14 protein-coding genes are annotated in these 12,504 nt (G+C 53.5%); 8 read left to right on the top strand and 6 right to left on the bottom strand.

Annotated elements, in window-relative coordinates:
* Positions 1 to 7 precede the first annotated feature (7 nt).
* The 3 genes from FJ695_RS14395 to FJ695_RS14405 form a co-directional block, all read right to left on the bottom strand.
* Positions 8 to 1,240: an MFS transporter gene (locus FJ695_RS14395; protein WP_141186104.1), complete on the bottom strand. Its 1,233-nt coding sequence runs from the start codon at positions 1,238 to 1,240 to the stop codon at positions 8 to 10.
* Positions 1,241 to 1,370: 130 nt separating this feature from the next.
* Positions 1,371 to 2,231 (bottom strand): hypothetical protein, encoded by an 861-nt coding sequence (locus FJ695_RS14400; protein ID WP_141186105.1) that lies wholly within the window; start codon positions 2,229 to 2,231, stop codon positions 1,371 to 1,373.
* Between the two features lie 30 nt (positions 2,232 to 2,261).
* Positions 2,262 to 3,068, bottom strand: a complete 807-nt coding sequence (locus FJ695_RS14405; protein WP_141186106.1) for a helix-turn-helix domain-containing protein — start codon at positions 3,066 to 3,068, stop codon at positions 2,262 to 2,264.
* A gap of 117 nt (positions 3,069 to 3,185) precedes the next feature.
* Here FJ695_RS14405 and FJ695_RS14410 point away from each other — a divergent pair, with 117 nt between their 5' ends.
* The gene (locus tag FJ695_RS14410; protein WP_141186107.1) at positions 3,186 to 3,569 is read left to right on the top strand and encodes an MAPEG family protein; all 384 of its coding nucleotides are present in this window, start codon (positions 3,186 to 3,188) and stop codon (positions 3,567 to 3,569) included.
* Positions 3,570 to 3,613: 44 nt separating this feature from the next.
* Here FJ695_RS14410 and FJ695_RS14415 read toward each other — a convergent pair whose 3' ends face one another.
* The 3 genes from FJ695_RS14415 to FJ695_RS14425 form a co-directional block, all read right to left on the bottom strand.
* Positions 3,614 to 4,348, bottom strand: a complete 735-nt coding sequence (locus tag FJ695_RS14415; RefSeq protein WP_209010664.1) for an ABC transporter substrate-binding protein — start codon at positions 4,346 to 4,348, stop codon at positions 3,614 to 3,616.
* 163 nt (positions 4,349 to 4,511) lie between these two features.
* Positions 4,512 to 4,928: a peptide-methionine (R)-S-oxide reductase MsrB gene (msrB, locus tag FJ695_RS14420; protein WP_141186108.1), complete on the bottom strand. Its 417-nt coding sequence runs from the start codon at positions 4,926 to 4,928 to the stop codon at positions 4,512 to 4,514.
* A gap of 73 nt (positions 4,929 to 5,001) precedes the next feature.
* Positions 5,002 to 5,979, bottom strand: a complete 978-nt coding sequence (locus tag FJ695_RS14425; RefSeq protein WP_209010665.1) for a GGDEF domain-containing protein — start codon at positions 5,977 to 5,979, stop codon at positions 5,002 to 5,004.
* A 416-nt stretch (positions 5,980 to 6,395) separates the two neighbouring features.
* On the opposite strand from FJ695_RS14425, the gene FJ695_RS14430 reads away from it, so the two are divergent.
* From FJ695_RS14430 to mnhG, 7 genes are read left to right on the top strand one after another with little or no spacing between them, the layout of a single operon-like run.
* Positions 6,396 to 8,768 carry a putative monovalent cation/H+ antiporter subunit A gene (locus tag FJ695_RS14430; RefSeq protein WP_141186109.1) on the top strand — a complete coding sequence of 791 codons (2,373 nt, stop codon included), beginning with the start codon at positions 6,396 to 6,398 and terminating at the stop codon, positions 8,766 to 8,768.
* Positions 8,768 to 9,187, top strand: coding sequence for a Na+/H+ antiporter subunit B (locus FJ695_RS14435; RefSeq protein ID WP_141186110.1), 420 nt, complete (start codon positions 8,768 to 8,770; stop codon positions 9,185 to 9,187). The genes FJ695_RS14430 and FJ695_RS14435 overlap by 1 nt, the downstream gene beginning before the upstream one ends.
* Positions 9,187 to 9,564, top strand: coding sequence for a Na+/H+ antiporter subunit C (locus tag FJ695_RS14440; protein WP_141186111.1), 378 nt, complete (start codon positions 9,187 to 9,189; stop codon positions 9,562 to 9,564). Before FJ695_RS14435 ends, FJ695_RS14440 begins: the two co-directional genes overlap by 1 nt.
* A 5-nt stretch (positions 9,565 to 9,569) precedes the next feature.
* Positions 9,570 to 11,162, top strand: coding sequence for a Na+/H+ antiporter subunit D (locus FJ695_RS14445; RefSeq protein ID WP_141186112.1), 1,593 nt, complete (start codon positions 9,570 to 9,572; stop codon positions 11,160 to 11,162).
* Positions 11,162 to 11,638 carry a Na+/H+ antiporter subunit E gene (locus tag FJ695_RS14450; protein WP_141186113.1) on the top strand — a complete coding sequence of 159 codons (477 nt, stop codon included), beginning with the start codon at positions 11,162 to 11,164 and terminating at the stop codon, positions 11,636 to 11,638. The genes FJ695_RS14445 and FJ695_RS14450 overlap by 1 nt, the downstream gene beginning before the upstream one ends.
* Positions 11,635 to 11,991 (top strand): cation:proton antiporter, encoded by a 357-nt coding sequence (locus FJ695_RS14455; RefSeq protein WP_141186114.1) that lies wholly within the window; start codon positions 11,635 to 11,637, stop codon positions 11,989 to 11,991. Before FJ695_RS14450 ends, FJ695_RS14455 begins: the two co-directional genes overlap by 4 nt.
* Positions 11,988 to 12,335: a monovalent cation/H(+) antiporter subunit G gene (gene mnhG, locus FJ695_RS14460; protein WP_141186115.1), complete on the top strand. Its 348-nt coding sequence runs from the start codon at positions 11,988 to 11,990 to the stop codon at positions 12,333 to 12,335. Before FJ695_RS14455 ends, mnhG begins: the two co-directional genes overlap by 4 nt.
* Positions 12,336 to 12,504: the final 169 nt, after the last annotated feature.

The raw sequence follows: 12,504 nt of genomic DNA on the forward strand, positions 1-12,504 counted from the left end.
TCGCTTTTCATGCAACTGGTTGGAGCCTTTTGCGGCCTTTGACCAATATGGAGACTATAATCGCCATGTTCAGGACGTTCCAGGCAATGCCATTGAGGAACGCTGCGTTATAGGAGCCGGTCAGATCATAGATCCAACCAGAGAGCCATCCGCCAAGCGCCATGCCGAGAATTGTCGCCATGATGACAAGACCGACCCGTTGTCCAGCTTCGCGTGCGGGCAGATACTCGCGCACAATCACCGCGTAACTGGGCACAATCCCTCCTTGGCTCAAGCCGAAGATCAGCGAAATCAGGTAGAGCGACGCCAGCCCATTAAACGGAATGAACAAAAACAATGCAGCGCATTGCAAGACTGAGCCGATAAGCAGTGTTCGTACACCACCAATTTTGTCGGCCAGAACACCGGAAACTAATCGGCTGACAACACCAGCGGCTGTCATGATGGCAATCATGTCTGCACCGGGCGCAACGCCATATCCAAGGTCGACACAATAAGCAACGATATGAACTTGGGGCATCGACATGGCAACGCAGCACCCAATTGCGGCAATCACCAGGAGCGTTTGCAGGGCTTGCGGTGACAAGCCAGTCGAGACTTGCCCAAACGGCGTGGTTTCAGGCGTGGTACTGAAGGCTGTCTCTGGCGGAGGGCGGCGCAAAAACAGAGCGAGCGGGATCATGCTGAGGAGGCAGATTACCGCGATCAGCAGATAGGTTTCGCGCCAGTCATTGGTGGCAAGATTCCATTGGATCAGGGACGGCCAAACCACACCCGCGAGGTAATTGCCACAAGCCGCACAGGCGACCGCAAGGCCGCGGCGCTTCACGAACCAGTGGGAAACATCCGCGACCAGCGGGCCAAAGGTCGCCGAAGTCCCCAGACCAATCAGGACCCCTTGAGCAAGCGAAAAGCTCCAAATGTCCGTTGAGAGTGCAGCGAGCGCAAAGCCTGCGCTCAAGAAAAGAGCCGAGGCGATCACCGGGGGAACAATCCCGTACCGATCGACAAACCGGCCAAGCAGATAGTTGCCAAGGCCGAACCCGATCATCGTCAATGTGTAGGGAAGGGCGGCACCGGCCCGGTCGATACCGAAATCAACCTGGACAGCAGGCATCACGATCACCACGGCCCACATGCCTGCACCGCCAAGCGTGCTCAACAGAATCGAGATGGCCAGCCTGAACCAGGCATAAGAACCATCGGGCATATAGGGATCAGTGGCGTTTGCGACGGACATTAGCGGTTCTCAAGGACAGGGACGCCAACCTGCCTATCAGGTCCGCTTACAAGCGGCCAATCAATATCTGTGCAGTGATCAACAAGCGTTGTGAATGAGAGTGGACTTGCCGGGAATGCCGATAGGCCTGTTACTGTGCTGATCCTGCATGACCACAGATGGTGACAAGCTCTCGGTTCTCCAGCTCAAAGACGGCGCAGTTTTTTCTGAGTTGCTTGTTATCTACGACGTGTCGGGCAATCGGCGAAGGGAGAATTTTTCGGCCGAATTCCTTCAAGACGCCTTCGTCAAACCCTACAATCCGTAAAATCCTACGGGTGTTTGAAGGGACGATGAGATCCGGCAAATCATCGCTGTTGTAATGGATTGTCGCGCTGAGATTTTGCTCCCGCGCCCCAATTTTGTGATTGGAAAAGCCGCCAAGCGATGCTTTTAGCCTCAGCTTTGTGCCATGCCACTCAGCAAAATAGAGTGTTCCTCCGATATGCGGCGTTTCCACAAAAGCAATCTGGGATTGGCCGGTTCCTGCAAAATCTCCAATTCCAGCTATGTTCAGCCACCGGTTTGTTTTGCCAATGGCACGAGAGCTCGCCAGTCCCGTCAAGACACCATCCCGAATGCCGTAAACAGCAACACTTCCGCCAGCATTTAGATAAGAGCGAATTGTGATGACTTCGGGTTGGCCGTCGTTGTCCAAATCCGAAAGCCTGGGTGTTCGATCTTCAAAAACCTGATCCTCGGGTAAGAAAACTGAGTAGGTCTGATCGTTTGTTTTCAAGTGAAGAGATGCTGCCTCAACAGCATCGCCCAAAATCCCGTGCCGATAGCGGGTTGTTGGAGACCCATACCACGCAGAATAGGATTTGTTCTCCAAGTCGAGGCGCGTGATCCCGCCATCTGGTAACCGTTCGTCCGCCCAGCTCGGGCGCAAAAGAACGAACGTCAAGAGCGACACTCTGAAGAATACCGCCAAAATAGTTTGGATAGTCACGGCCGTTGTATCTCTTGTTTGTCCGGGCATTTACTCTGCCGTCTGAATGTTTTCAGCTTGCTGGCCGGTCTTCAAAAGGCAGGCTTCTGTGGCTGTATCCATAGGCACCATCAATTCAACTGTCATGCCTTCGATAACCGCATCCTGCACGGATGCTAGCTGGCCAAGAAGAGAGGTTAATCGAAGGGGAGTGCCATCGGGGCCGGAGAACTCGACAGGGACAAACACCGGAACTTCTGTCCGATCGTTTTCCTCAAGGCCGTCAAGAAGTCCATCCAGACGTGCTTTTTCCAACAACTCCGCCAACTCCGGGTCTACAGCTGCTTCCCTATAAAGGCGGGCAGCAAATATGGGAGCGGCTTCTTGCCAATTAAGAACCCGTTCGCGAAAGATCGGCGAGAGAAAAATCTGGAACAAATTTGGCGGTTTGTTCTGCGTTTCAAAAAACTCGCTCAAAAACAGTGTGCCGGGGAGATTCGAGCGCAGAATTGTCCATCGTTTGTCGAGGACAAATGCAGGAAATGGCCAATTGGCGAGAAGGCGCTTCTCGATCAAATCGAGGGCGTCCAAAACATCAGGAGAGTCTTCTGCGCGGCTTTTGTAAGGGCTCGTAAAACCGGCAGTTTCATAAAGCACATGGCCGCGCGCAACGGATAGAACCAATTCGCGTTCAATCCTCTTCACCATGAAAGGGCTTGGCCGGGCGCGGCCAGTTTCAAGAAAGGAGATGTGGCGCTGGGTTGAGCCCAATTTGTCCGCCAGCACCGCTTGGCTCAACCCACGTTCGCGACGGAGCGTTTTTAAGGTGCTGCCAAACGCGTTTGTTTGAGTGTTCATAAACTGCGACCTGAGTTCTGTACGAATTTTCTATTCCCTCTGAAGGAATTGAATGCGGATCCCAGAACCGTAGGCTCCGGAACAGCAGGCAACAATTCACTTTAGCTGGAGATATAGATGACCACCTGGATCTTTGCCGTTCTTGCCCTTCATCTGGCACAAATCTATTTGAGCGCGGCGATGTATCTGCCGACGGAAGGGCTGATGCGACATGCGGGCGGGCGGGATGAAATGCCTGCGAAGGGGCTGATCACGGGCCGGGCCGACCGAGCGCTCAACAACATGAAAGAAAACCTGCCGTTCTTCCTTGTTCCTGCACTTCTTTCCTATGTTGTTCCAAACACAAACACCGAACTTGCCGTTCTGGGTGCACAGGTATTCTTTTGGGCCCGGCTGGTGTTTGTCCCTGCTTATCTCAGCGGCATTCCCGGCCCAAGGTCGATCGCATACTCGGTTGCGCTGATCGGCAATCTTATGATGTTCTGGGCGCTGATTGCCTAATGACCCAGGATCGCATTTCGACAGGCCTGCCTACAGGAAGCTGTTCACTTTGCGTAACTGTCGACAATTTGCCAGAATCGCGGGTCCCGCCAAACTTTTGAAACAGCTTTGGAAATCCGGCCTTTTAGCGCGGGATCAATGTCCCGATTTGCTGCAAGCCATTGCACACCATGAGACATGGGGGCGCCGATGATCAATTGGTGCGGATCGCGGCCCCTCTTCTTAGCCATGTAACTGGCGCGCATGGACATCGTGTACCAGGCATCGATGCGGCCAGCATGCAGCATGTCTGACATTTGTTCAGCGCTTGCAATTTCAGTTAGGTTGGTCAGACCGTTTCTCTTGAGAATATTTGCACGGTAGCTGCCAAGGTGGACGCCGATGGTTTTGCCTTCCTCAACCGCCATCTCGAAACTATCGATTCGCTTGTCCAAGGTAACGAAGGCACTCTCGGTGTAGAGAAGAGGCGCGATGTAGGTGAACTTTTCGCTGCGTTTTCTGGAATAGGCGAGGGAAAACAGCAGAGAGCCCGGTGTGTTTTCCGCCAGAATTTGGGCCCGTTTCCAAGGAGCAAACCGGACATCAAGTTCAAGTCCCGCTTCTTCTGCCACAAGCTGCATAATTTCGACCGCAATTCCTTGTTCTTGCTTGTTTATGGAAAGCGGCGGCAGGTAGCCTGTATAGGCAATGATCTTATTATGACTGTGAGCAAGCGCTGACCAGCTCAGAAACACACAAATTCCCGCCAGAACGGAACCTAGGATCCGAAGAATAGACAAGTGAAATCCCCTGATTGTGCTCTTTCTAATCAGGACATTTAACAGTGTCTCTGTAACGGAAACCTAAACAACTGACGGAAAGTTCTAAGATTTACTAGAACCTGGCGCTTGGTCGGCGAGTCCTTCGGTTGAGGAAATGGGATTTTTTCAATCTTGAAGTGTGTTACGCTTTGCCGTCTGGCTGGAACTGCATTGCGTGGCCATTCATGCAATAGCGCAATCCGGTCGGTGCGGGGCCGTCAGGAAAAACATGGCCTAAATGCGCGTCGCACCGGTTGCAGCGGATCTCAGTGCGGATCATCCCATGAGAATGATCTTCGATTTCTCGGATTGCATCAGGAGTTACGGCTTGGAAAAAGCTAGGCCAGCCGCACCCGGCGTCGAATTTCGTGTCTGAGAGAAACAATGGCGCGTTACAGCAGACGCAGTCGTACCGCCCGGTTTCGAAACTGTTCCAATAGGGACCGGTATAGGGACGCTCTGTGCCCGATTGCCGGGTGACATAGAATTGCTCCGGTGTCAGCTGAGCCATCCATTCTGCGATTGGTTTCCTGACTTTATTGCCTTCGTCCTGGCTCATTTTTTTTCCTCAGCAATTGTTTTGAAAGCACATAAGTAAATGGTTGTGTGCTGACAAGAGCGCAATTACTCGGCTATAGGCCAAGAACGCTCATGGCTGATTTGACCCGGTTGCCGCCTTCCTGACGGGCTTGAAAGACACAAGTTTCAGCCGTAGCCAGAAGAAATTCGGAGCTTTCTGAAATGCCTTTATGATCGGCGACAGCACAAGCGGAGCCGACAGAAGCAGTCACCACGCCGTCACCTGCAGCGTTATCTGGGTTTGGGATACCTAAATCCTGCACAGCAACCTGGATATAGGCACTGATCGTTTCAGCACCCAACTCATGCGTGCGAGGCAAAAGCAGGGCAAATTCGGACATCGCAGTGCGGGCGGCAACATCGGCGGGGCGCCGTGCGGTGTCTTTCAACATATTCGCTACTTTGGATAAGCAGTCCTCGGCAGCGCTTGGCCCGTATTGTTCGGAAAGCGCATCAAATTTATCGAGCGATACCTTGATCAGTGTCGTGTGGGTTTTTTCACGCAGGGCAACAGCCCATTCCCGTTTTAAGGAATCCTCAAAAGCCCTCCGGTTGAAAAGACCGGTCAGCGGATCAGTTTGTGTTGCCGCTTCTAAAAGCCCTTCCAGCTCCTTCCGTCGGGCTATATTTCGGAAAAAGACCGCAAATGCCGTCGGCTGTCCGGTGTCGTCTTCCAAAAGGTGTGACGTCACCTCTGCCCAGACCAGTGTCCCAAAGGCTGAGCGAAGTTGAATTTCTGCATGTGGAAGCTGGGTTTCAAAGTCTGCGCTTCCGGCCAAGATCTTATGAACAACATCAGCATCCGGATTGGGTGGACCAAGATATACAAGGTCACTTAGATGCTCTTGTAGCTTGTCTTTTCCCCAGCCGAATAGACGTTCTGCAGCCGGCGAAACGAACATGATTTCGCCTTCGAGTGTCAATTGAAGAACCGCTTCGCTGCTCAGGCTAATCAATCGTTCAAAATTAATGCCCGGTCGCTGAGAGGACGCTGCTCCGGATGTGTTGTCTCCGTTGTGGTCCAAAGCCATGCTTAGCCTCGCTCATATCCCGCTGACAACGCTACGACAGTAATGAAAGTGAACGTTATTCAAGGCGTTAAATCAAGAGGGCTTTGTGGTCCGATTGCTACTGGTCAATTCTTCTCCGAAGAACATATAGGGCTCTACAGCCGGTGCTTACAGGAGCTTTGGCGGCTTTTTCGGTCGTTGGCGACAAAGTGAGTCAAATTTTAAATACTTTTGTAGAATGGTCCGAAAACACCAGGGAAAACAGTTCTTTTGCGCTTACCAAGCATAGGAACAAAGGGGCAAAATGTCTTGAAGGGCACACTCAAAATACCTAAGACATGTGCGCATCTCTTTGGCTCGCTATTATCAATGGTATGGGTGTTGATTCGCCAATGTCCATTCTGGCTGTCCCATCGTAAAACTAACGAAAGACCAGCATGACGCCTGCAGTAACCGACGAGACCACGCTTCTGGCTGTGTTAGCGCCGTTCGCGGCCGCTGCCGTTGCTCCTATCCTGACCAAGTGGTTCAAGCACAATGCCGCCTGGCCTTTGGCTGTAATTCCTGCGATGGTCTTTCTGCATTTTTGCGGATTTGTCGGGCCGGTGTCACAAGGGGAAACTTTTGTCGCAGCCGTTGCCTGGGCTCCGAGTTATGGCGTGAACTTCTCCGTCTATGTAGATGGTTTGTCGACGCTTTTTGCCCTTCTGATATCGGGTATCGGAACCTTTATTATCCTTTATGCAGGCGGATATCTGAAAGGTCACCCGCAGCAAGGGCGGTTTTTCTCGTTTCTGTTCCTATTTATGGGCGCCATGATTGGCCTGGTGCTCGGCAACAATCTGATCTCGCTGTTCATCTTCTGGGAGCTAACGTCCATAACGTCGTTCCTGTTGATTGGCTTCGATCACTTAAGAGCGGCGTCGCGCCGAGCGGCAATCCAGGCGCTCGTGGTGACCGGGGGCGGTGGATTGCTGCTGCTGGCGGGCTTCATCCTCATCATTTCGGCGACCGGCGAGATCGAAATGTCGGTTCTTCTGTCGTCACCGGATATTATCAAGGAGACAGGCCTTTATCTGCCGATCTTCCTTCTGGTGCTTGGCGGAGCGTTCACAAAATCCGCACAGTTTCCATTCCATTTCTGGTTGCCGAACGCGATGGAGGCACCAACTCCGGTTTCCGCGTTCCTACACTCTGCCACCATGGTGAAGGCCGGTGTCTATTTGCTTATGCGCATGCATCCGCTGCTGGGAGACACAGCGCTCTGGACAACGGTTTTGCCGCTTTTTGGCGGCATCACCTTGCTTGTCGGCACGATCCTGGCGGTCCGCCAGACAGATCTGAAGTTGATGCTCGCCTATACGACCGTTGCCTCGCTTGGCCTCTTGGTCATGCTGACCGGGACCAGCTACGAAAAGGCCTTGGAAGGGGCGGCCCTTTATTTGCTGGCGCACTCGCTCTTCAAAGGGGCGCTCTTTATGGTCGCAGGCACCATCGACCATGAAGCCGGCACAAGGGACATTACCAAATTGGGCGGATTGCGCTCAGCAATGCCTGTGACCTTTGCTGCCGCGTGTCTTGCTGGTTTGTCGATGGCCGGATTGCCTCCATTCATTGGCTTCATAGCCAAGGAAGTCCTCTACTACGGCACTTGGGGCTGGCCGGAGTTTGGTATTCTGATCACAATCACTGCGGTTTTGGGCAATGCCTTGATGCTGGTAATCGCTGCAGCTGTTGCGATCAAACCCTTCTTTGGTCCGAAGATTGAAACACCAAAACATGCCCATGAAGGTCCCGTTCTGCTGTTCGCCGGTCCTGTTGTCCTGTCCGTCACGGGGCTTGTACTGGCTTTCATGGCTCACACGACCGGGATTTTGTTTGTCGGGCCGACCTTGTCGTCTCTCGTTGGAACATTCACGCAAGTTGATCTGCATTTGTGGCCAACCAAGATCAATGCACCGTTGATCCTGTCGTTGATCACGGTTGTCACCGGTGCTGTGCTGTTTATTCAACTCGACAAACTGAGAGCGTTGGTCGCGGGTGTTCTGACATCCATTGGCTGGGGCCCCGACAAGGGCTTTGACCAAGTCATCGCAAGCATCGTTTCCTTCTCGGGCTGGCTGACCCGCCGTCTGCAGAACGGTAAAATGCAGACTTACATGTTCATGACATTCGTCTTTGCCGGTTTTGCAGTTCTGTTGCCTGGTTACCTGACCAACAGTTTCCCAGCCATGCCCAAGATTCCGGACTACCGATTCTATGAGTGGGGCATTTTTGCGATTGCCGTGATGGGCCTGATTGCGGTCTTGATCGCCAAAACGCGTCTGACGGCGATTGTGTCGCTCGGAATTCAGGGGTTCGCGGTTGCCGTCATCTTCATGTTGTTCGGTGCGCCGGATCTGTCGTTCACCCAGTTCATGGTGGAAACGCTTTCTGTGGTGATCCTTGCTCTTGTGATGACCCGGTTGAACCTGTCCCCCAAAGACCCGCGAACCCGGATATCTGCCCTGGTGACCGGCGTGATTGCCGCCTCGGTTGGCCTTGGTCTGACCCTGACATTGCTGGCCATCACCCAGCAGCCGTTCGACAGCCGTTTGTCTGACTTCTTTACTGAATACAGCCGTGCCATTGCCCATGGCCGGAACATTGTCAACGTGATCCTAGTTGACTTCCGCGGCTTCGATACGCTTGGCGAAATCGCGGTGGTTGCGCTTGCCGGTCTCTGTGTTCTGGCCCTGATCCGAGTGCGCACAAAGCCGGACAAGCCACAACAGGCAGCTGTCCAGTCTAATCCCGGGGAGGCTCGCTGATGCGTACGGTCATTTTCCGCACCTTTGCGCCGTATCTCGCTGCTCTGATGGTGTTATTTTCCATCTTCGTTCTCTTGCGCGGACACAATGAACCGGGGGGAGGGTTCATTGGTGGCCTCATTGCAGCTTCCGCTCTGGCGATTTTTGGTATTGCCTGCGGTGTTGCCTCCGTGCGGCGGGCCATTGTGTTTCACCCGATGAGCATTTCCGCTTTTGGCCTTTTCATTGGAGCGCTGGCCGGTCTGCCGTCGCTTGTATTCGGCCAAGCATACATGACCAGTCAGTGGCTCATCTTCCATCTGGCAGATGTCGAAATCGCCCTGTCGACACCGCTTGTCTTTGATATCGGCGTTTATCTTGTGGTGGTCGGAGCAATTGGGTCAATTGCCCTTTCCCTGGAAGAAAGGGAGGCGGATTGATGGAAACCATCGTTGTCTACCTGATCGGATTGTTCTTCGCTGTTGCTGTGTATTTGATGATGTCCAGGCAGATTGTCCGGATGCTGCTGGGCGTCGCGATCCTCGGCAATGCGGTCAATATGCTGATCTTCACCAATGGCCGGTTGACCCGCGAAGTTCCGCCTTTGATCCCGAGCCACTTATACACGCCCGAAGTTGCCACAGCGAACCCGTTGCCGCAGGCATTGGTGCTGACGGCCATCGTGATTTCCTTTTCGTTCTTCGCGTTTCTTTTGGTTCTGGCTTTCCGCGCCTATCAAGAGCTGGGCACCGATGAGGTGGATGAAATGCGCCTGGCCGAACCCGAAAACGACCAATCCCCGCCGCAAGGATACTAAGCTTTATGGCCGGTTCTTCCGTTTCCGTAGACTACGCCCTGGCAATGGCCACTGAACCTGTGGCCGCCGGTGATTTCTTTGTGGTCGCACCGTCTTTGATCACCCTTCTTGGCGGCTCTTTGTGTTTGATGCTGCGCAAGCATACCGACTGGCAGGCCCGGCTCGGTATTGGTTTTTTGACACTGCTTGTGCTGGCAAATGCAGGGTTGTTGATACGGGTGCTCGACCATGGAGTAATCACCATGGTCATGGGCAGCTGGTTGCCGCCCTTTGGTATTGCGTTTTCGGTCGATGCGCTAAGCGCGACCATGTCCTTTGTCGGGTCCATCGTTGCATTTTGTGCCGGACTCTACGGGGCTGCATCGATCGACAGCACCGGTCGGCGCTATGGTTTTTATCCGTTCCTCTTGTTGCTGATGACTGGGGTCAGTGGCGCGTTCCTGACCGGCGATATATTCAACCTCTACGTCTGGTTCGAAGTGTTGCTGATCGCCTCTTATGGCCTTCTCATCTTGGGCAACGACCGGATGCAGTTGGACGGCGCGGTGAAATATGGCGTGCTCAATCTGATCGGCACCAACTTCTTCCTGATCGCGACCGGCCTTCTTTATGGAATCTTCGGCACCCTCAACATGGCCGATATTGCCATAAAGGTCGCCGCATTGAATGAACCGGCATCCGGGACATTGGCTACGGTCGCAGCGCTCTATTTCCTGGCATTTGCCATGAAAGCAGCGGCCTTTCCGGTCAATTTCTGGCTTCCGGCGTCCTACCACACGCCGAATATTGTCGTTTCAGCGGTTTTCGCAGGCCTTCTGACCAAGGTTGGCGTGTATGCGCTGATCCGTGTGTTCGTGATGATCCTGCCGGCTTCACGCGGGTACATGTCCGATCTGATTGCACTCGTCGCCATTTTGACCCTGCTAACCGGGGCCTTTGGCGCTTTGGCGCAGTCGGAACTCCGCCGGATGCTGGGATACCTTGTTATCGCCGGGATCGGATCGATGCTGGCCGGAGTTGCTGTTGGCTCCACATTGTCCATTTCCGGCGCCATCTTCTATGCGGTTCACTCCATCATCGTCATGACGGCCCTCTATATGGCGTCCGGGATTATTAACTTGATGGGCGGATCCTATGATTTGCGCGCTATTGGGGGGCTCTACCAAAAGAGTGCAGCATTTGCCGCTGTGTTCTTAGTGCTTGGGTTTGCAGTGTCCGGCTTGCCGCCATTTTCCGGATTCTGGCCCAAGGTGATCCTGGTCGACGCAGCCTTTTCCGATGGCCGGTCTTGGCTGGGAGCGGCGATTTTGTTCAGCGGCTTTCTAACCACCTTAGCAATGGGGCGGGTCTGGATCTTTGCCTTCTGGCGCGGCGGACCGGAAGGAACCGCGGACGGGCAGGCGGTTGCGGTGCCCGGGGCGCCGGATGGTGGAACTGCGCTGGCCAGCAGCGCGCTTTGGCTTCCTCTTGGAATTCTGACAGCCCTAATCGTCTATTTTGGTCTGCAGCCGGAATGGATGCTTGAACTTTCAACACGCGGGGCCAGCGGGGTCGTTGAACCCTTTGGCTACTTGCGGTCGGTCTTTGGAGATCAGTGATGACAGGTCTCTTCCTCATCAACATTCTTCTGGCGCTTGCCTGGGCAGCCGTGACCGGCAGCTTTGCCGAGATCAACCTTGCCTTCGGCTTTTTGCTCGGTAGCGCAGCGCTTTATCTGATCCGGGAGCAGGTGGGAACGGATGCCTATTTCCGCCGGTTCACAAAATCGATTGGCCTGGCTTTCATGTTCGTGCGGGAACTGGTCAAATCCGCGTGGCGGGTGGCCGTCATCGTGCTTCGACCCAAAATCGATTTGCAGCCTGGCATTATCGCTGTTCCGCTGACCGTTGATCGGGATTTTGAGATTGCCATGCTCGCGAATCTGATCACCCTGACCCCGGGCACGCTGTCGGTAGATGTGTCCGACGATCGTGGCACTCTTTATGTCCATTGTATCGATGTTCCAGATCCGCAGGAAACGATTGACGACATCAAGAACGGCTTTGAGCGCAAGATTCTGGAGGCGTTCCGATGACCCAGTATGAAGAGTTCTCTGCCAGCTTTCTCGATTGGTCGGTTAATGCGTCGCTTGCGATACTGACCGTCGCATTTCTGATCATCGTCTATCGGACGGTAAAGGGTCCCAGTTTACCGGATCGGGTTGTTGCGCTTGACATGCTGGTGGCCGTTGGGATCGGTTTTATCGCTGCGATCGGTGTCCTGACCGACTACCATCTTTATATCGACATAGCCATCACGCTTGGACTTGTCGGCTTTCTGGCAACTGTTGCCTTTGCCCGCTTTATTTTGCACCGAGGGCTCGCAGGCGACGAAACTATCGCGCAGGAAGTCAAAGAAAGTATTGAACGCCGGGAGGCAGGCCAATGACCGCCTTGATTGAGATTCTAACCGGCATAATGCTTGTCATCGGAGCTTCATTTGCCCTGGTGGCTTCTATCGGCCTCATACGCTTAAAGGACGTCTATATGCGCATGCATGCGGCGTCAAAGGCGGGAACTTTGGGCTCAGGTCTGATGCTCATTGCGCTGGCTATTTATGCAACTGACCTTGCGATTGCTACGCGGGCTCTTGCAGGTGTAGTGTTTTTTCTGCTGACGGCTCCGATATCGGCGCATCTCTTGGCAAAAGCGTCCTATGCCGCAGGTTACCGGGCCTGCGCAGACACCAAAGAGGATGCGTTGGCAGAGGTCATACGGCCTAATGACACTTAAATGAGACGGAAAGTATGGTCTCGTAGGTATAGAATGACCTTGCGGTAATACTTTTTATCGAATGCGGATACAATGACTGGGAAATGATCATTATTTCCCATGTCTCATTTTTTATTGCATCCATTGTTGTTTTATTTGGAATTTGGGCTTGTCTGTACGCGTTACCATC

Origin of the sequence: Labrenzia sp. PHM005, from assembly GCF_006517275.1 — a bacterium.
Lineage (GTDB): Bacteria > Pseudomonadota > Alphaproteobacteria > Rhizobiales > Stappiaceae > Roseibium.